Raw genomic sequence first — 19,190 nt, forward strand, 5'->3', positions numbered from 1 at the left:
GGATGGAGACGATGTGTAATTTGTGTGGAGCGGATTCATGCTCGTCCGGCCACCTCGTTCAAAAATGACGAAATACAAAACGTCACCTGGCGGTGACGCCTGCGAATGCATTCGAATTTCACGTGCAGGGTCGCTTTCGACCAATCGGTAGGTTCTTGGCCTACGGGTTTCAAGCGAACGTCTTTCGCCTCGTTGGTACCGACGTGGAGCACGGAGATAGGATGGTCATCGAGGAAGATGTCCGGGGTGACGACGTGGTGGTTCACTTGAAGAAGCATCATGACGTCGAGTGCCGGTCCGGTGCCGTAGTTTCGTATTCGCACCGTCAATTCACTGGGCTCTATCGATATTTCGTCGATTGACAACACCGGTACGAACGAATCGATGACACTGCGGCGAGTCTGATATAGCGAGCACAGCGCAATCGCCAGCGTGCCGACCGACGAAACGATGGTCGCAGATTCAATCATGTCGAGCGTTGTCCACCACATTGTGCGCCCCCCTTATTCCGCTCCTCGTCGGGATCGTATTCTACGCAGTTTGAAAAACTGTATGAATTCCATCGTCCTATCGTTCACCGAGTACGAGCTGTGCGGTGGCCATGCTTCTGGTATTTTGGTGCATGCTTTTTTCCATTTAAGGCAACTTAATGTTTGTCTCAGTTGCTGTGAAGAAAGGAGTTCGCGCATGTACGGGAGCATTGTGTCGCTGGTTCCATTTTTTGTGGTCATTCCCATCGCGCTGTGGACCAAACAGGTTATTCCGGGGCTCGCCATCGGGTTGTTCATCGGCGCTTATCTACTCCATCCTTCAATGCTTGGAGGCCTGCAGTCGGCCATCACATACGTGGTTCGTGAGACCACAACAAGCGGCAATCTCAACTTGGTTCTGTTTCTGTACGGATTCGGTGCGTTCGTCGGCCTCATTCGGGTTACTGGAGGAGTAGCTGGATTTGCGGAGTGGATAGGGAAGCGCATCAAGACGGAGCGCGGAGCGTTTGTCCTCACGTGGGCATCTTCCATCGCGACGTTCATGGCGCCTGACTTTCGGATTATCACCATCGCACCGGTGGTGCGGCGAATCTTCACCCGGCTGGGTGTAAAGCCCGAGAAGGTAGCGTATGTCATCGACGTCACGTCGACCCCACTATGTGCCATTGTTCCGCTCGGTACGGCGTTTGTCGGGTACATGGTGGGGCTCATGCACACCTCACTCGATCACACCCGAACCACCTATACTCCCTACAGCCTCTTCATCGCGAGCGTGCCGTTCAACTTCTTCGCTTGGGTGATGCTCGTCGTGGGCTTCGTTCTCACGTTTTTCACCCGCAACCACGCTCGTGCCACGGCGCAAACGTCACAGGCGACCGAGCCGGACTATCTCGGTTCCCGGAACCGCCGCCATATCGAGCAGAAGATGCGCCAGGTCGCGGCGATGGCCAGCATGGAAACCGGCGCCATCGGCGCCGTTCCGGGTGTGGACGTTCGCCGCAGCGACGCGCGACAAGATACCGACAAGGACATTCCCGACCCTGTCGAACTCGTATCGGAGCGGGTGCATCCGAGCGCGGCCAATCTGATCGTTCCGCTCGTCGTCCTACTCGTCCTCACCATTGGCCTCACGTACGTCTCCGGATTCGCGAATGGCGGGCGCGGCGTGTTTCAGGCACTCGTCCAGGCCAATGCGTCGGCGGCGATGTTGCAGGCGCTCATCGCAACGCTCGTCTTTATGTTTGTGTTCTACGCATGTCGACGCCAACCTATCGACCGCACGATGTTTGGCTTTATGCAGGGCGGCAACGAGATGATGTCCGTCATCGTGCTGCTGGTCCTCATCTGGGCCGTGTCGGCCGTTTCGAGCGATCTCGGCTTTTCCCAGTTCTGCCAGCGCGAAATCACCCGGTTCGTGCCGCACGCGTTCATCGTGCCAGCACTATTTGTGTTCGGCTGTGTCATCTCCTATTTTATCGGCTCGTCGTTCGGCACGTGGGGCATGTTGATGCCGCTCGGTTTTTCGCTCGCGGCTACCGGCGCTGGCGGGTTGCCACTGATTGCCGGGGCCATTTTTGCCAGTGGGACATTCGGCGGATTTGCGTCGCCACTCAGCGACAACACGGTTGCCATGGCGACGATGATGAAGCTACCCGTGATGCGCTATGCCAACTACAAAACGAAGAGCGCGGCCATCGCCGCGGGGATTTGTGTCCTCTTGTACATCGTCGTCGAATGGGTCCTCTAATGGGAGGACTCCGCGATGAGTACTCTTCATTCGTCGACTGGAGATTTGCTTCAACTCTCGAAAGTACGGTATGTTAATTAGGTTGACCTCGCACAGAAAGGGGGACAGCTATGAATGCGAAATCACTGATGCGGCAGTTTTTGTGGGAAAACAAACGAGCGTACGGAATTTCTATTCTAGCAATTATCATCTCAAATTTTATCAATGTTCAGTTTCCGAATATCTTAGGACGGTTCACCAATGCGCTTCAAGCACATCGTCTCACTTCAAAAGACGTCTTGGTGTACGCGGCACTCCTGCTCGTGGTGGGCGTTGTCTACGTGCAGTTTTACGCCATCGGACAATACCGCAACGGGAAGTTGGGGCGTCAATTTGAGTACCTGTTGCGGCGGCGACTATTCGCGCATTGGGAGCTTCTGTCCACTGAATACTTCCGCCATCGAAGTATCGGAGATCTACTCAACCACGCGATGAACGATATTCGCCAGGTGCGCGAGGCGCTGTCGGGAGGCCTCAACATTTTGACCAACGCCATCTTCCTCCTGCTGGCGACCCTCATCATGACGTTTACCACCATCAGTATCAAACTGACCTTGTTTAGCATGATTCCACTCGTGTTTATCCCGGGGTTCATCGTCTGGTTTGGCCCGCAAATTCGCGACTCATCCCGAAAAGTGCAGGAGGCCTTATCCGACATGTCCGAACTGACCGAGGAGAGCTTCAGCTCCATTCGGCTCATCAAGGCGACGGCAAATGAGCGCGTTGAGACGGAGCGCTTTCGCGATAAGGTTGACCACATCGTGAGTCAGCAGTTGACCCTGTTCCGGCGCAGTGCGACTTTCCAAGCGTTCATCCCGACGATGAGCTCCGTCAGTTTCGCCATCGCGTTGTTGTACGGCGGATATTTAGCGCTGTCTGGTCAGATTAGGCTGGGCGCGTTTGTCGCGTTCACGCTGTACGTCGGCCAACTGGTGCAGCCACTGCAGCAAATCGGGTTTGTCATCAACAACTTTCAGCGCGCGTCCGCATCACTCATCCGTTTGCAAGTGCTCCTCGAGGAGAAGCCAAGTATCACCAACGCACCGCATCCGGTGGAATTGACAGGCGTCCGCGGAGAAATTGAAGTGCACTTGCCAGCTTTTCAATATTCGGATGCGCAAGTGCCTGTGCTCCGGAACATCGAGTTTCGGGTGCAGCCGGGACAAACTCTGGGCATTGTCGGGCGGACGGGCTCCGGCAAGACGACGCTCGCCAATCTGCTGCCGCGCATATTCGATCCGCCGGCAAACACCATCTTCCTCGACGGTCACGACATCCGGGAAATCCGCCTCGAGACGTTGCGCAAAGCGATTGCTTATGTGCCTCAAGATGGATTTTTATTTTCGACGTCTGTGGGGGAGAACATCTCCTTCGGTGACGCGGACGCCTCGCGAGCGAAGGTGGAACAGGCGGCGAAGGCAGCGCGCGTGTACGACGACATCGTGGCGTTTCCAGACGGCTTCGACACCGTGATTGGGGAACGAGGTGTGACGTTGTCTGGCGGGCAGCGTCAGAGGACGGCCATCGCGCGGGCGTTTCTCAAATCGGCACCCATCCTCATCATGGACGACAGTTTGTCGGCGGTGGACATGAGCACGGAGAAGCAAATCATCGCGGCCTTGGGGCGAGTGCGTCAGACGCGAACCACGCTGATCATCGCGCACCGCTTGTCCGCAGTGCGGCATGCCGATCACATTATCGTGTTGGAAGACGGAGTCATTGCAGAAGAGGGAACGCACGAGGAGCTCATCGCCAAGGATGGACTGTATGCGAAGACGTACCGCATTCAACAGGAGGGGGAGGTGACGAGAGTATGAGCAGGATTGAAGGCGCTCGCCCGGAGCCGCAAAAAGCTGGAATGTCCAGTCTCGGCCGCCTCTTGCCGTATGCGAGGCCCTATGTCTGGCAGTTCGTGCTCGTCCTCGTTCTCGTCGTCATCTTTAACGCGTCGACCGTGATGCAGCCTTATCTCGTGAAAGTGGCCATCGATAGCGATATCTCGACGAAGCATCCAAGTTATCACGGATTGCTCGTCATCGCGCTCATTTATGTAGGCGTGGTCATCGTCGGCGTCGTGGCCAACTTCGCTCAGACGGTCTTGCTCCAGAACGCCGGCCAAAATGTCATCCGCTCCATACGCCTGTCGCTGTTCTCGCACATCGAGCGCCAAGCGATGCGCTTCTTTGACACGCGCGCAGTCGGTCGGCTCGTGACCAATGTGTCGAACGACACGGAGACAGTCAGTCAGTTCTTCACGAACTTTTTCCTCAGTCTCATCCGCGATGGACTGAGTATCGTCATGATTGTGTTTGCGATGTTTCAACTCAATGCGCGGATTGCCCTTTACTGCATGGTGATCATCCCGGTTATCTTCGCGATTTCCGCCCTGTTTCGCGGTCGTCTGCGGCGCGCCTACCAAACGACGCGGACGCGGTTGTCGAACGTCAACGCCTTTTTGGCGGAAAACCTCGCGGGAATGCGGATCATCCAGATTTTCCACCAAGAAGAGCGGCAATCCCGCGCCTTCGAGGCGTTAAACGAATCGCACCGCGAGGCAAACGTTCACGAGTACCGCACGTCGGTCTGGTTCAATCGCGCGTTTGAAATTCTCGGCAACGTCGCGGTTGCCGCTATCGTCTGGGTTGGCGGTGGGGCGGTCTTGAGGCACTGGATCGAGTTCGGAACGCTGTACGCCTTCATTCGTTACATTCAGCAGTTCTTTCAGCCGATCAACGCGATGACGCAACAGTGGAACACGCTCCAGTCGTCGATGGTGGCCGCGGACAGAATCGGTCAGGTGTTGGCGGTTCAGCCGGAAATTGAGGACGTTGCTCAAACCGTCGACATCCGTAAAGCAGAGATCCGAGGACGGGTGGAATTTCGGCATGTGACGTTCGGTTACAAACCGGGCCAACTAGTGCTCCAGGACATCAATTTCACGATTGAGCCCGGGCAGTTTATCGGTGTGGTGGGTGCGACAGGCGCTGGCAAGAGTTCTGTGATGAGCCTGTTGACGAGGTTCTACGAGCCGCAGGAAGGGGCCATCACGGTTGACGGCGTGTCCATCGATGCTTACTCACAGGAAGATTTACACGCCATCATTGGGATTGTGCAACAGGACGTCAGCCTGTTCACTGGGACCGTGAAGGACAATATTCGGCTCTTTCGCCAAGAGATCTCCGACGAGACCGTGCGGCATGCGGCGGAGGTGGTAGGAGCGGACACGCTGATCGCACGCCTTTCACACGGGTACGAGACAGAGTTGTACGGGAAAGGATCCAACCTGTCGGCGGGCGAGCGGCAACTCATCTCCTTTGCGCGGATTGTGGCACTTAATCCACGGGTGCTCATCCTGGATGAAGCGACGGCCAGCCTCGACAGTCAGACAGAAGAACTCGTCCAGCGAGGGTTGAACGCCGTGGCCACGAACAGAACGACGATTGTCATCGCACATCGCCTATCCACCATTCGCCACGCGGACAACATCCTCGTGCTCGATAAAGGTCGCCTGGTCGAACAAGGGACACATTTCGAACTCGTCAGACGGGGTGGACTGTATGCGGCCTTGGATGCACAAAGCGGCGTCGAGGTCGGGCCATGAGCCAAGTGCGGGCACACCGTCCCACTCCATTAGAAGGTTTTCGTATGCTATGATGTCTATGGTCGCGAACTTGCCCTGCCTGCGGTTCAGGACAAAGGGGGGAAAACCCGTTGCAGATACAGAGACCGCGATCCGTCCGTGAAGTGTTTGAGCTCAGCCTCATGCTATACCGCCGAAGATTTCGATTTTTGATCGGCACAGCATTGGCCGTTCTGTTTCCGTACTATGTAGCGAGCACGTATGTGAAAACGCACTTTATGATCACTTCTGTAGACCAGGTACAATCGCTGATGAGCGACATGGAGGCGAAAGGCAATAGTGTAAACGCCCTGTTCTCCGTAGTACCCGCTCGAATGTACATCTGGTACCTCGTGTTAACCGCAATTTTCTTTTTACTCGTGTTGCCCATTGCCTACGGCATGATTGCGCACATGAGTTCGCGGGTGTTGGTACGGGGGAAGGACATGCCCGTAGCAGAGGCGGGGAACGTATCGTTTCGCCGACTCTTTCCGAATATGGGCACGCTGGCGCTGGCGCTTGTGACGTATGTCGTACTGGGGACTTGCTATATGTTTCTCCTGTCGCTTGTCGCCTCGGTGGCAGGGGCCCTGTCCGTGGTGATTGCCATCCTCGGCACCCTGGCATTTATTGTTGGGATTGTCGTGTATTTTATTCGATTTTCGTTTGTACCGGCGATTGTCGTCGAAGAGGGGACGAGCTTCTTCCGAGCGATGGGTAGGTCTTGGAGCCTCACGAAATCGAACACGGGCCAATTGCTCGGATTTTACGTCATGCTCCTCATCGTGTGCTTCATTGCACAGACGTTCATGACTTTAATTGGCGACGTCCTCTTTTACACGCCTGGTGCAGAGCTTCTGGTCAGTGCCGTGGTGGGGATGCTCATCATGCCGTTTGCCTTCACGTGCATGTCGGTGATGTATCTCGAATTGCGATCCCGTCGTACAGAATGAGGTGAGTCATCGTTGAAGTGGTTGCACAGGCTAGAGCACATCTTCCGCATTGAAACGTTCCTGTTGCTCACGTGGATAGTCATTTTTGCTATCCACGCAGGTGCACCCATAAGTGATCCAGACACCCCATGGCATCTCGCCACGGGGAATTATATTTTGACGCATCACCGGATTCCGAGAACTGATCCGTTCTCCTGGTCGATGTACGGCAAACCCTGGGTGACGCAGGAGTGGCTATTTGAAGTCATTCTCGCTTGGCTCGCACAGAAGGTCGGTTTTTTTGGCGTTTGGGCACTTGCGGTGTTCCTACACACCGTCACTGTCCTTGTGCTCTATCGGCTTTGCTGCGACGTGTCGGACGGTCAGCGCGTGTTCTCGGCCATCGCGGCGAGCCTTGGGACGGCAGCGGGTCTCGCGTTCTGGGTCCTGCGGCCACAGCTCTTCTCCTATGTGATGTTTGCCCTCTTTCTTTGGATTCTAGCGCGAGTCAATCGCGGGCATCTCAAGGCGTTGTGGGCGGTGCCGCCACTCATCCTCATCTGGGCCAACGCGCACGCGTCTGTAAGCATTGGCATCATCATGTTGGTGTTCGAGGTGGTCGTGAGTTTCATTCCAACGGTCGGTCGACTTTCTCAACTTCCACTGTCGAATAAGGCGCGCGTGTACTTGCTCATCACTGCACTGGTGTCCATTGGTATCGGCCTGCTCAATCCCAATACATACCACGAGTTCACGTACGCACTGTTGTCGAATAACACGTTGATGGTCAACAGTATCAACGAGTGGCACTCTCCGGACTTCCACAGCCAGTACTACAAGTACGGAGTCATTCCATTTGTGGCGTTCGTGCTCGTATTGCTCGTCATTCGAAAACAGAATGTCCCGCTCAAATACGTCTTGTACTTTGGCGGCTGCTTTGCGTTGACGCTCGTGTATCAGCGGTTTATGCCATACCTCGCCATCTCTGGGGCACCGCTTATCGCCGCCTGCACGCGGGATTGGTTACGAGCGCTTCTGAATCCGTCCCGCGTCTTCCGCTATGTACTCGGTATTTTGATGTGCGGTGTAATGATAGATTTTTGCATCAGCGTCCCTGATCTACGTGGGTCGGTCGATAGACACTTCGCCACGAACGCATATCCCATCGATTGCGTCAACTATTTGAAGCAACATCCAGTCCCGGGTCCCATGCTCAACGCCTATGACTTTGGAGGATATTTGATTTACGAACACATCCCGACATTCGTAGACGGCCGCACGGACATCTTTTTGGAGAACAACACCTTCCAGGACTATATGGACCTGCAGAATCTGGCCTGGGATGCGCCAGATTTGTTGAACAAGTACGGTTTCAAATCGGCGATTTTACCGCCGGGCTACGCGTTGAGCGTCTACTTAACCAACAGCCCAGATTGGCACATCGTCTTTCAGGGTGCCAACGCAGAGATATTCGTTCGAAATGGGAACACATCAGATTAATCGGCTCAACACAGCCACGGCCCGCCGCGAAACGCTCTGCGGCGGGCCGCTTTATTGCCCACGCAATCTTTTGCGCTGCACAAATCGCCTTCTAGGCACCTGCTGCATAGGCTAGACGGAAGGACAATTGGCAGGGGGGATACCACGCATGCGCATTCATCGCGTCCGCCAAGGTGAGACGCTCCGGCAGATTGCTGAAACGTACGGGGTTACGGTACGAGATCTCGTCCACTACAATGAACTCTCGTCACAACAAATCGTCCCCGGACTCGCACTTCTCATCCCAGGGGGAGAACCGCTAGGCGTACAGGCGTACATCGTAAAAAGCGGAGATACAGCGGCATCTATCGCCGCGAAATTCGGTTTATCAAATGAATTGTTCAGTCAGTGGACGGGGTACGAAACGACATCGACCCTTAGCGTCGGCACACGCTTATACCTACCAGTTCGTCACCCCACGAAGCGAAACATTGAGGTAAACGGCTATTTGCTCCCAACAGGGAGGCCATCCGATGCACACATTTTACAGGAGCTTTCCATCTTGACCTACTTTTGTACGTTTAGTTACCAGGCACGCGCCGACGGCAGTTTGGAGGCGCCAAAGGACGACGTCGCACTGAGGGCCGCGCGCGCCCAGCGAATCCGACCGCTCGTGACTGTGACGAACTTCGATGGAACCAATTTCAACCCAAGCCTCGCTCACACCATTCTCGCGAACGCGTCGATTCGCCGCCGACTCATCGACAATATGGCCAGCACCTGTAAAGCGAAAGGGTACGGTGGCGTAAACGTCGATTTCGAGCATATGCAACCGGAGGATCGGCCGCTGTATAACCAGTTTATCGCCCAGTTGCGCGACAGCCTGCACGCACAAGGATTGTCTGTGTCTATCGCCATGGGTCCAAAAACGGCCGACAATCCGACTCAGTCATGGATGGGCGCATTCGATTACAAGACGCTGGGCTCTGAGGTCGACTTCCTCATGCTGATGACGTACGAGTGGGGATGGGTCGGTGGACCTCCTCTTGCGGGCATTCTGCAACACAATTCACACAGTTGAACTACAGAGCTTACAGTTCTTGTCGGATCCAGTGTTCTCGGCGAAAGGGTGCATTGGCGTGACAAAAACTCGGCGAACCGATGTGGGTAGGATAGTATTGCGCAAAAATCAAAAATATAAATAAGTATCACTAAGCAAGCCAAATGGGGTGACTTATTATGAACCGGAAGAAACCGGATTTGTCAGATCAAACTAAAGAAATTCATTCAGCCGTGATCCTAAAGTTAAATCTTCTCGACCGGCAGTTACAAGAAATGACACGTAAACTGGAACGACTAAGTAGGGCAAATAGCATTAAAAATGAGCGGTAAAGAGGAGTCAATCCCCCGAAATCGACATGCGTGTCACCAAGTTCGCAATCATCAATTTGATGTATCCCTTCGGCGTTTACCTGATTCAAAAAAGTGTTGACAGTGAAAAGTCCGGTGTGTTAACTTCTTTATGGAATGAATTGCATAATCCTCGTTAGGTGAGGCGTCTGTATAATCACATGCCATTGCCCAGAAACGTCGAAAGACGCCAATGGGTCACCAAGTCTTGTCGGACTAAGGCTTGACTTAATATGGCTGAGCGTTCTGCTCTACGTTATGCAGTGCTAAAGCTCAACAAGGGGGAACCTACTTTGAGTTGGAAACCTCCCTTGTGCGGAGGTTTTTTGGTTTTTTAAGGCAAGAAGTAAATTAGGCAAATAGTAAGACACGATTGACAGTCAATTGTCATACAGTGTCTTAGCTTAAAACAAGCGGTCCTCGTTAGGCGAGGCTTCTATACGAATACATGCCACTGCCCGGAAACGTGGAAACACGCCAATGGGTTGAACAGGTACTGCCGGCTTAAGGCTTTACTTAACGTGGCTGGGTGGACGCCCTCTCGGACGCCCGACGTCGTATAGTGCCAAAGCTCAACTAGGGGGATTGTGAAAACGCAGTGCGCGCAGGTTTTTTATGCATGCGTTCTTTCACCCCCTGAGGATCGTCCCTCAGGGGGTTTTTAAATTGTCCTTTAAGGAGGTGGTAGGTATGGACCCGGAACCTGATAGTCGAATGTGCTTGAGTTCAAACGATTTTTATTATGAGGTTGGCGCGGACCAATCTACTACTGACAAAGGAGGGCAATTCCCATGGGTGTTGCAATGGAAAAGAAAGCACAACATTCGGCAGTTCTTGATTCGGCTCATGTTGGGGATATCAAAGGTGCCCTCGGCACCGTTCGTCTAGACGACAATGCGCCACGTAAGTCTTGGTGGGCACGCATTCGCACGTTACTTGCCATTATGGGACCAGGACTGATTGTCATGGTCGGAGACAACGACGCAGGCGGTGTATCCACGTATGCTCAGGCTGGGCAAAACTATGGCACAAGTCTTCTGTGGGTCTTACTTCTCTTAATTCCTGTATTAATGGTTTGTCAAGAGATGGTCGTTCGTCTCGGACTCGTCACTGGGGTCGGACACGCACGGTTGATCTTCCAACGTTTCGGGAAGTTTTGGGGCGCGTTTTCTGTTGGGGACTTATTCATCCTAAACTTCTTAACGATCGTGACAGAATTCATTGGAATCAGCATGGCGATGACCTATTTTGGTGTAAGCGAGTATATCTCGGTACCAGTGGCAGCACTTTTGCTGATTCTAATTACCGTAACAGGAAGTTTTCGTCGTTGGGAAAGTTCCATGTTTGTTTGCATCGTGTTGAACTTTTTGGTGATTCCGCTCGCCTTTATGAGCCACCCGCATTTCGGACCCATGGTACGTAATACCTTCGTCCCGAGTGTGCAAGGTGGACTTAATTCTAATGCACTCCTGCTGATCATCGGCTTGGTCGGTACAACGGTCGCACCATGGCAATTGTTCTTCCAACAATCGAACGTGATCGACAAAAGGCTGACTCCGCGCTGGATGAAATATGAAAGAGCTGATACGTTTATTGGTGCATTCGTCGTCATCATTGGAGCTGCTGCCATTATTGCTGCAACCGCCTTTGCATTCCAAGGCACAAAAGCGTTTGGCAATTTCGTGGACAGCGCAACGGTAGCAAACTTGTTCGCGCATCATGTAAGCCGAGTTGCCGGCAACGTGTTCGCCATCGTTCTCTTGAATGCTTCCATTATCGGGGCAGGTGCAGTCACCTTGTCGACTTCTTATGCCTTTGGGGATGTGTTTGGGATCAACCATTCCCTGCATCGCAGCTTCAAAGATGCAAAAGGATTTTACATTATTTACGCTGCCATTGTACTCGTCGCCGCAGGCATTGTCCTTATCCCGAATGCACCGCTCGGTTTAATGACAATTTTGGTGCAAGCGCTCGCCGGTGTGCTGCTCCCAAGTGCAACCGTGTTCTTGCTCATTCTTTGCAATGACAAGGCGGTGTTAGGACCGTGGGTCAACAAACCGTGGCAAAACGTCTTGGGGGCTATCATTGTCGGTGTATTGACTATGTTGTCACTCATTCTTGCGGCAACGACGTTGTTCCCAAACTGGAACGTGACGGTTCTCACTGAAATTTTAGCTGGGGTTCTGATAGTATCCCTTTTAGTAACAGGTGTATTTCAAGTGTTACGTCGGGGAAAGGCTGCTGAAAGAGATTCTGTTGAAGATCTGGATCGCTGGACTTGGCGGATGCTGCCACTAGATGATCTGCCAAAAGCCATGCCCTCTCGGGGTACCGCAATTGGCATGCTCTCACTTCGAGCATATCTAGTCATCGCCGTGGTGTTATTGGTGGTCAAGGCGATTCAGTTGGCTCTTGGACACACAGTTTGAATGGAAAGATTGAATGCATCCCTTTAGATTTTCGAGGGGATGCATTTTTTATTCACTCATAAAATTGACAACGGAAAATGCCAATGTACACCCGAATTCCAGATTTATCCCCTGATCAATGTACACGAAACCTGTAAACTTGAAACGTAAGCTTACAGCTAAAAACTGCGTGCTATATGTACGGCATGGGTGACCTTGTACCAAACGTTACAGGAAAAAACCACTGATTATTGTTAATGCGCAGCATTAACGACATAATGGTTTGTCCTCATCATTGTTGTTTAAAGTAGTGTTGATGCCCACCGAAATAATAGCGGGTTTCCCCGCTGTTATTTCGTTTCTTTGAATTGAATATGTCCGCGATATCGACCACTGCAAACAGTGGAAGGCATACAACTATCAAAATCGCAAAAACAGCTAATCGTAAGAGTGGGTTACGCCTTTGGTAGCCAGTGTTTTCTCTTGATTGACTACATCAAATTGACCGGGCGGTTCACTTCTTGCTTCTGCTGCAGCATCTGCAACATTTACACGACGATGAAAGTGTATCGAGCAGCTGGGTTGCGACCGAACGTTTCGAACAAGGTAAAACGGTTGGTTACAGTACTGGCGAATGAAGCCTAATCATGGTTCAAGCCCACCGATCTTTGTGGGCTTGAACTATGATTAGCGTTTAACTTTGTTGTTACGATCAATGTAAATACGGGGAAATGGTTATAACGTGTTGTTCCGACTGTATGTGTCTTGTTCGTTTTAGTGATGTTGACCCTTTTGAACTAATACTTATTATTTTCAGTTGCGTTTTTCTGTACTTCATCATTAATGATTGAATGTCGTCCATCAAGTTTTGGGTTACTTGATCGTCCACTGCCCCGCGTCTCACAGATTGGATAACTTCTGTAAAGATATTTCCCATTCTTCATTTACGCGCGAGATAAATGTATTCAAGTCGTGTTCATTCTCACAGATATAGTGATGGTGCACCCAGACCGTATATTTTCTTCTCTCAACCGCAGTAGCCAGAAATGGGTATTTATCTCCAGAACAAATCACGTACCAACCTCGTGCAACGTTTTTCCACGGGTTTTTAAATACCGTATAAAAGGGCATTTGTTCTTGGTACGTCCAATCTCTGGATTGTTGCTGACTGCGCAATGTCTGATACAATTGGCTAGCTTGGTTTGGAAACCGGATGATTTCATCCCATCGTTCTTTGCGCAACCACTGTTTAAAGGATTCTTCACTGTCTTCAAAACGATAGCCCACCACAATTTTTGAATCATCGCGATCATGCCATACGACACCGAACCAGCGGTAGTGCATTGTCGACCAATCCAGGCAATGAGGTACGGAGTCAAAACAAAGTTGCGTATGCGTCACGGTCATCACCCATGTATTTAGAAGTTTGTGCTGATTTTAGGGCAAAACGGAGTAAAGAGGTTATAAAGATATCGGGGAAAGGTATAAAGAATGTGTATAGATACCGTCCGATAAATACATAAAATTCTGACTATATATACAAATGATTCTTTTACTTCAGAAATTTAAGACCTTAAACCGCTACTTCTATATATTTTTTTATCCAAAACAGTCCTAGAATCGTGATGTCCATCCATCGCGATTCTAGGACTGTACTCGTTTCATCGAGGAGGTTACACACATGGAGAAGATTTTGTTGGGAGTCAATCATTCCAAAGCATCAGAAAATGCCGCTCGAGTTACACGAGAACTGTTGAGTGCGTATCCCATAGCTGAGGTGACAGCAGTATATGTGACTGAAATCATCATCAGCAAGTTCGGTAGTGGACCGCTGCTTGGAATGCAGTATGAAAAGGAACTGGCGTTGAACATTCATCGAAAACTTGAGGTGGAATGCTTCAAAAATGTCAGGGCATGTTTTTTCATTTCGAACACAGGATAGGGACTAATCCTGCGAAGGTGATCTGCCAGGCTGTAATAGAACATGACAGTGATTTCATTGTGGTTGGTAATCCGAATAAAAGCATTTTTAAAGAAATCATGGTTGGTGGTGTTAGCCACCGTGTAGCGTCTTATGCCAAGGTACCTGTTCTACTGGCTCCAGATAAACCTTGTGTGGTGACTTCTAACGGTAGAATACTCTTCCCAAACTGACCTTGTTTGTCAATCAGCAGTTAAGCTTCATGTCTAATTAATCCGAATACTCAGTGAATTAGGATCTGCATTTTTATATTTTCTTTATACGATACCGTCAAATCTTTACGTCCTTTATATACGCTTCTGCCGTAGAATTTGCGACAGATCAAAGTTCATTGTCGCATGTAGGGGTAATGGCAGGAACAGTTTAAAAATCTGTGTACACAGGGAGGAAGATATAAATGGGGGACATTGTGTCATTAGCGCTGTTCGCAGTGACTTTCGGACTTTTTGCCCTGTTGGTGCGAATTTTTGACAAGGTGTAACTACCGAAATCCGCAGTATTCAGTGAAGTTCTTGGACGAGGAGGAATACACCGTGTGGGTCTTACTTGCGATATCGGTTGTACTGATGGGTTACCTAACCTATGTCATATTCAATCCTGAAAAATTCTAAGTCGTTTCCTGTGGAAAAGGAGTGAACTTCGTTGACGTTGCTTGGAAGTCTTCAAATATTGTCTGTCATTGCGATTATTCTTATCGCAGGCATTCCCCTTGGCGGATACTTGTACCGTGTATTCACAGGTCAGCGCGGTTGGTTGGAACCTGTTTACGCGCCCGTAGAACGATTGCTGTATCGACTGGTGGGCGCCAATCCATCTGTGGAAATGGACTGGAAGGCATACTTAAAGTCGCTATTGCTAGTGAATCTAGTCATGATGATGTTTGTGTATCTGCTTTTCCGTTTAATGGGTCATCTGCCTTTGAACCCGGATCACATTCCATCGATGCCTTGGGCGCTCGCATTTAATACCGCAGCCAGTTTCATTACAAATACGAACTGGCAGAATTACGCTGGCGAGTCATCCATGACTTACCTTGGGCAAATGTTAGGCATCACTTACTTGCAGTTTACATCTGCTGCAACGGGATTTGTGGCAGCTATCGCGTTTCTGAGAGCTCTTGTGAACAATAAATCGCGTTCGATAGGGAACTTTTGGGTGGATATGGTGAAAATCCATACGCGTGTACTGCTGCCGTTTGCCTTCATTGCCGCGATCGTTCTGGCAGGATTGGGTCTACCGGAAACATTACTTGGAGCCGAAACGGTACACACCTTGCAAGGTGCAACGCAAACTATATCCCGTGGACCGGTAGCATCGCTTGAGGCGATTAAGCAGCTCGGAACCAACGGTGGAGGATATTTTAACGCAAACTCTGCTCATCCATTTGAGGATCCGTCTGCACTGACGTGTGTCATTGAAATTATTCTAATGGGATTGTTGCCGACGGCTCTTATTGCGACGTTCGGCAGGTTTCTCCGCAATCGCAAACAGGCGACAGTGTTGTATGTGCTTTTGACTGGAATGCTGCTCGTTGGAGCTTTCCTTGTGTACGGAAGTGAAGCGGCTGGAAATCCCATACTTCACAAATTGCTAGGCATAACCGGACCAAACATGGAAGGCAAAGAAGTGCGCTTCGGCATACCGCTTAGTAGCCTATTCGTGGCTGCGACCACGGCTTATACCACGGGTGCTGTCAATACAATGCATGACAGCTTGACGCCGTTGGGTGGCTTTGTGCCCATATTGTTTATGATGTTCAACATGGTATTTGGTGGAAAAGGTGTCGGGTTGCTCAATATCATTATGTTCCTCATTATCACGGTGTTTCTGTCAGGACTTATGGTGGGACGGACACCTGAAATCTTCGGTAAGAAAATCGAAGCGCGAGAGATTAAGTTGGCGACAATCGCGATGTTGGTCCACCCATTTGTCATCTTGGTCCCGACCGCCATCGCGGTAGCAACCCATATGGGTGTGTCCTCTATGAACAACTCATATTTGCACGGTTTTTCCGAAGTGCTGTATGCATTCACTTCTGGCGCTGCGAACAATGGCTCAGCATTCGCCGGGTTAAACGGAAATACGACGTTTTACAACGTATCCATTGGGTTGGTTATGCTTCTCGGTCGGTACATTTCGATCATCGCGATGTTTGCCATTGCAGGTTCCCTGGCGAAAAAAGCAGTCATTCCGGAAAGCCCGGGTACCCTCAAGACCGATACGTTCTCGTTTGGTGGTATTTTCCTAGCAGTCGTTGTGATTGTAGGCGCACTGACCTTCTTCCCGGCGTTAGCGATAGGTCCAATTGGCGAGCAAATCCAAATGTGGGCTGGGCAGTTAAGTCACTAATTTAGCCCTAGGATACAACGGACCACGTGAAAAGTGCGGAAAAGGAGACGTATGAAATGGCAAAGAAGGGTGTAAAAACCATGTCAAGCGACATTGTCAACCGTGCGCTTGTCGAATCGTTTGTCAAGTTAGATCCACGTGCAATGCTTAAAAATCCTGTAATGTTTATCGTGGAAATCGGTTTCGTTATTACACTTTTGATTACATTAGACCCAAATTTGTTCGGCGGACACTTTGGGTCCAATCAGAGGATCTTTAACTTCATCGTTTGTATTATCCTGTTCATCACTGTGTTGTTTGGGAACTTTGCCGAAGCAATTGCGGAAGGGCGCGGCAAGGCGCAAGCCGAATCATTGCGCAAGACGAAAACGGATTTAATGGCAAACCGGAAGGAACCAGACGGGACGTATGAATTGGTACCCGCGACGACGCTTCGCAAGGGAGATACAGTTCGTGTTCAGGCAGGAGAAATGATTCCGGCGGATGGAGAAGTGCTTCACGGTCTCGGCAGTGTCGATGAATCTGCAATTACTGGCGAATCGGCACCTGTTATTCGGGGCGCCGGTGGTGACTTTAGCTCTGTAACAGGCGGAACGAAGCTGTTGTCAGACGAGCTCATCATCAGAGTCACGGTTGACCCAGGTGAGTCGTTTTTGGACAAGATGATTGGTCTTGTCGAAGGGGCAAGTCGACAGAAGACACCGAACGAATTGGCATTGTCCGTTCTATTGGCTGGTCTCACGATCATCTTCCTGATTGTGGTTGTAACCCTGGAACCCATGGCACATTACCTGGGGCATTCGATTGATGTTGCCACCTTAATTGCTCTCTTAGTTTGTTTGATTCCGACGACGATTGGCGCACTTTTGTCTGCCATTGGGATCGCTGGGATGGACCGTGTCATCCGATTCAATATCATTGCCAAGTCCGGTAAAGCGGTCGAGGCAGCCGGTGATGTGAACACCTTAATTCTCGACAAAACAGGAACGATTACCATTGGGAACCGCTTGGCGAGCGAATTTACACCTGTGGGTTCGCACACGGAGAAGGAACTGGTGGAAGTAGCCGTTCTGTCTTCACTTTTCGACGAAACCCCAGAAGGACGTTCCGTTGTGGATTTGGGCAAAGAGAAAGGCATCCAAATAGCGCATGAGAGATATACCGACGCAGAAAATGTAGAATTTACCGCCGATACACGGATGAGCGGTTTGAACCTGGCGGATGGAACGATTGTCCGTAAGGGCGCCGTTGACGCGATCAAACGTTTTGTTCAGGAGCAGAGAGGAGTTATTCCAGCTGATCTCGACGCGAAGACGGAACGGATTGCGAAAGAGGGCGGAACGCCCCTTGCCGTTGTGAAGGGCAACGAGGTATATGGTCTGATTTATCTCAAAGACATTGTGAAACCGGGCATGCGTGAGCGATTTGAAGAGTTGCGCAGAATGGGTATCAAGACGGTCATGTGTACCGGTGACAACCCCCTGACGGCTGCGACCATTGCTTTGGAAGCTGGCGTGGATGACTTTATCGCTGAGGCAAAGCCAGAAGACAAGATGCGACTCATCAAAGATGAACAAGCCCAAGGCAAGTTGGTCGCCATGTCCGGCGACGGTACGAATGATGCGCCTGCTTTGGCGCAAGCGGACGTTGGACTTGCGATGAATACAGGGACCACTGCTGCTAAAGAAGCCGGTAATATGGTTGATTTGGACTCAGACCCGACTAAGCTCATCGAAGTGGTGTCCATCGGAAAGCAGCTATTAATCACGCGGGGAGCCATCACGACATTTTCCATCGCCAATGACGTAGCGAAGTACTTCGCGATTATCCCGGCAATCTTTGCTGCCGTGGTTCCGCAACTACATGTCTTGAACATTATGTTTCTAACGAGTCCGCATAGTGCGATTCTTTCGGCTCTGATTTTTAATGCGATTATCATCCCACTCTTGATTCCGCTGGCGATGAAAGGCGTCAAGTATAAACCGATGAGCGCAACGTCCATGCTCGTTCGAAACATTTTGCTGTACGGGGTCGGCGGAGTCATTGTTCCGTTCGTGGGTATCAAAATCATTGACTTGATTATCACCGCGCTTGGATTGGCGAACATTTAAGCGATTGACACGTGAATCAGGGGTTTAAAGGAGGAAGCCATGATGACGAATTTATGGCGATCGTTACGATTTACCATCGTCTTTGCAATACTGCTTGGGTTAATTTATCCGTTGGTTGTGACCGGTATCAGCAACGTGTTGTTTCCGTTTCAAGCGAAGGGCAGTATGGTGCAGTCAAACGGTCGAATTGTGGGTTCAGAACTCATCGCGCAGTCCGTTACCGATCCGCGTTTGTTCTGGTATCGTCCCTCAGCCGTGAACTATGCGGCTAACGGATCCGGAGGTTCAAACCTTGGACCTACCAACCCGGCTTTGATCAAAGAAGTACAAGGCAACATCAAGTCAGCGGGTGTGGCACCTGGCACACCAATCGATTCCATTCCGCCTGACATGGTTGAATCGTCTGCGTCAGGACTAGATCCCGATATTTCGATTCAAGATGCTATGCTGCAGATTCCTAGAATCTCAAAAGCCACTGGACTAAGCCAATCCTCGTTACAAGCGTTAGTCAAGCAGAATGAGCAAGGTCCATCTTTAGGAATTTGGGGCACGTCTATGGTGAACGTTATGAATTTGAACTTGGCACTCGAGAAACAAATGGGTCGATAAAGCGCCTGCGATAAA

Annotated in this window: 15 protein-coding genes and 2 riboswitches; of the genes, 13 read left to right on the forward strand and 2 right to left on the reverse strand. The window is 50.8% G+C overall.

Annotated elements, in window-relative coordinates; genetic code table 11:
• Positions 1 to 35: 35 nt before the first annotated feature.
• Positions 36 to 491: a hypothetical protein gene (locus NZD89_RS07525; protein WP_268007115.1), complete on the reverse strand. Its 456-nt coding sequence runs from the start codon at positions 489 to 491 to the stop codon at positions 36 to 38.
• A 196-nt stretch (positions 492 to 687) separates the two neighbouring features.
• Between NZD89_RS07525 and NZD89_RS07530 the strand changes: the two genes are divergently transcribed.
• The 7 genes from NZD89_RS07530 to NZD89_RS07560 all read left to right on the forward strand — a co-directional run bounded on the left by NZD89_RS07530 (position 688) and on the right by NZD89_RS07560 (position 12,146).
• Positions 688 to 2,238 (forward strand): Na+/H+ antiporter NhaC family protein, encoded by a 1,551-nt coding sequence (locus NZD89_RS07530; protein ID WP_268007116.1) that lies wholly within the window; start codon positions 688 to 690, stop codon positions 2,236 to 2,238.
• Positions 2,239 to 2,348: 110 nt separating this feature from the next.
• A complete protein-coding gene (locus NZD89_RS07535) occupies positions 2,349 to 4,094 on the forward strand; it encodes an ABC transporter ATP-binding protein (RefSeq protein ID WP_268007117.1) in 1,746 nt (581 codons plus the stop codon).
• Positions 4,091 to 5,878, forward strand: a complete 1,788-nt coding sequence (locus NZD89_RS07540) for an ABC transporter ATP-binding protein (protein ID WP_268007118.1) — start codon at positions 4,091 to 4,093, stop codon at positions 5,876 to 5,878. Before NZD89_RS07535 ends, NZD89_RS07540 begins: the two co-directional genes overlap by 4 nt.
• Before the next feature lie 110 nt (positions 5,879 to 5,988).
• Positions 5,989 to 6,849, forward strand: a complete 861-nt coding sequence (locus NZD89_RS07545) for a hypothetical protein (RefSeq protein ID WP_268007119.1) — start codon at positions 5,989 to 5,991, stop codon at positions 6,847 to 6,849.
• A 12-nt stretch (positions 6,850 to 6,861) separates the two neighbouring features.
• A complete protein-coding gene (locus NZD89_RS07550; RefSeq protein ID WP_268007120.1) occupies positions 6,862 to 8,328 on the forward strand; it encodes a hypothetical protein in 1,467 nt (488 codons plus the stop codon).
• A 148-nt stretch (positions 8,329 to 8,476) separates the two neighbouring features.
• Entirely contained in the window at positions 8,477 to 9,388 is a 912-nt protein-coding gene (locus tag NZD89_RS07555) for a LysM peptidoglycan-binding domain-containing protein (protein ID WP_268007121.1), read from the forward strand.
• A 454-nt stretch (positions 9,389 to 9,842) separates the two neighbouring features.
• A riboswitch (M-box (ykoK) riboswitch) is annotated at positions 9,843 to 10,008 on the forward strand.
• A 121-nt stretch (positions 10,009 to 10,129) separates the two neighbouring features.
• Positions 10,130 to 10,307, forward strand: a riboswitch (M-box (ykoK) riboswitch).
• 201 nt (positions 10,308 to 10,508) lie between these two features.
• Positions 10,509 to 12,146 carry an Nramp family divalent metal transporter gene (locus NZD89_RS07560; RefSeq protein ID WP_268007122.1) on the forward strand — a complete coding sequence of 546 codons (1,638 nt, stop codon included), beginning with the start codon at positions 10,509 to 10,511 and terminating at the stop codon, positions 12,144 to 12,146.
• Positions 12,147 to 13,025: 879 nt separating this feature from the next.
• Here the strand turns inward: NZD89_RS07560 and NZD89_RS07565 are convergent.
• Positions 13,026 to 13,469: a hypothetical protein gene (locus NZD89_RS07565; RefSeq protein ID WP_268007123.1), complete on the reverse strand. Its 444-nt coding sequence runs from the start codon at positions 13,467 to 13,469 to the stop codon at positions 13,026 to 13,028.
• A gap of 337 nt (positions 13,470 to 13,806) precedes the next feature.
• Between NZD89_RS07565 and NZD89_RS07570 the strand changes: the two genes are divergently transcribed.
• The 6 genes from NZD89_RS07570 (at position 13,807) to kdpC (ending at position 19,175) form a co-directional block, all read left to right on the forward strand.
• Complete coding sequence (locus tag NZD89_RS07570; protein WP_268007124.1) at positions 13,807 to 14,067, forward strand: hypothetical protein; 261 nt, start codon at positions 13,807 to 13,809, stop codon at positions 14,065 to 14,067.
• Positions 14,040 to 14,279 carry a universal stress protein gene (locus tag NZD89_RS29505; RefSeq protein WP_369125238.1) on the forward strand — a complete coding sequence of 80 codons (240 nt, stop codon included), beginning with the start codon at positions 14,040 to 14,042 and terminating at the stop codon, positions 14,277 to 14,279. Before NZD89_RS07570 ends, NZD89_RS29505 begins: the two co-directional genes overlap by 28 nt.
• 360 nt (positions 14,280 to 14,639) lie before the next feature.
• On the forward strand, positions 14,640 to 14,717 hold the full coding sequence (kdpF, locus tag NZD89_RS29510; protein ID WP_206918872.1) for a K(+)-transporting ATPase subunit F: 78 nt from the start codon (positions 14,640 to 14,642) through the stop codon (positions 14,715 to 14,717).
• 31 nt (positions 14,718 to 14,748) lie between these two features.
• Positions 14,749 to 16,455, forward strand: a complete 1,707-nt coding sequence (gene kdpA, locus NZD89_RS07575) for a potassium-transporting ATPase subunit KdpA (RefSeq protein WP_268007125.1) — start codon at positions 14,749 to 14,751, stop codon at positions 16,453 to 16,455.
• Between the two features lie 56 nt (positions 16,456 to 16,511).
• Positions 16,512 to 18,566 (forward strand): potassium-transporting ATPase subunit KdpB, encoded by a 2,055-nt coding sequence (gene kdpB / locus NZD89_RS07580; RefSeq protein WP_268007126.1) that lies wholly within the window; start codon positions 16,512 to 16,514, stop codon positions 18,564 to 18,566.
• Between the two features lie 42 nt (positions 18,567 to 18,608).
• The gene (kdpC, locus tag NZD89_RS07585; RefSeq protein ID WP_268007127.1) at positions 18,609 to 19,175 is read left to right on the forward strand and encodes a potassium-transporting ATPase subunit KdpC; all 567 of its coding nucleotides are present in this window, start codon (positions 18,609 to 18,611) and stop codon (positions 19,173 to 19,175) included.
• The last annotated feature ends 15 nt before the right edge of the window (positions 19,176 to 19,190 follow it).

It is taken from the genome of Alicyclobacillus fastidiosus (assembly GCF_026651875.1).
GTDB classification, from domain to species: domain Bacteria; phylum Bacillota; class Bacilli; order Alicyclobacillales; family Alicyclobacillaceae; genus Alicyclobacillus; species Alicyclobacillus fastidiosus.

Bases quoted from the DNA above. Each gene is read 5' to 3' on its own strand.
- NZD89_RS07525 (WP_268007115.1), bottom strand. From the start codon at position 491: ATGTGGTGGACAACGCTCGACATGATTGAATCTGCGACCATCGTTTCG.
- NZD89_RS07530 (WP_268007116.1), top strand. From the start codon at position 688: ATGTACGGGAGCATTGTGTCGCTGGTTCCATTTTTTGTGGTCATTCCC.
- NZD89_RS07535 (WP_268007117.1), top strand. From the start codon at position 2,349: ATGAATGCGAAATCACTGATGCGGCAGTTTTTGTGGGAAAACAAACGA.
- NZD89_RS07540 (WP_268007118.1), top strand. From the start codon at position 4,091: ATGAGCAGGATTGAAGGCGCTCGCCCGGAGCCGCAAAAAGCTGGAATG.
- NZD89_RS07555 (WP_268007121.1), top strand. From the start codon at position 8,477: ATGCGCATTCATCGCGTCCGCCAAGGTGAGACGCTCCGGCAGATTGCT.
- NZD89_RS07560 (WP_268007122.1), top strand. From the start codon at position 10,509: ATGGGTGTTGCAATGGAAAAGAAAGCACAACATTCGGCAGTTCTTGAT.
- NZD89_RS07565 (WP_268007123.1), bottom strand. From the start codon at position 13,469: ATGCACTACCGCTGGTTCGGTGTCGTATGGCATGATCGCGATGATTCA.
- NZD89_RS07570 (WP_268007124.1), top strand. From the start codon at position 13,807: ATGGAGAAGATTTTGTTGGGAGTCAATCATTCCAAAGCATCAGAAAAT.
- NZD89_RS29505 (WP_369125238.1), top strand. From the start codon at position 14,040: ATGTTTTTTCATTTCGAACACAGGATAGGGACTAATCCTGCGAAGGTG.
- kdpB (WP_268007126.1), top strand. From the start codon at position 16,512: ATGGCAAAGAAGGGTGTAAAAACCATGTCAAGCGACATTGTCAACCGT.
- kdpC (WP_268007127.1), top strand. From the start codon at position 18,609: ATGACGAATTTATGGCGATCGTTACGATTTACCATCGTCTTTGCAATA.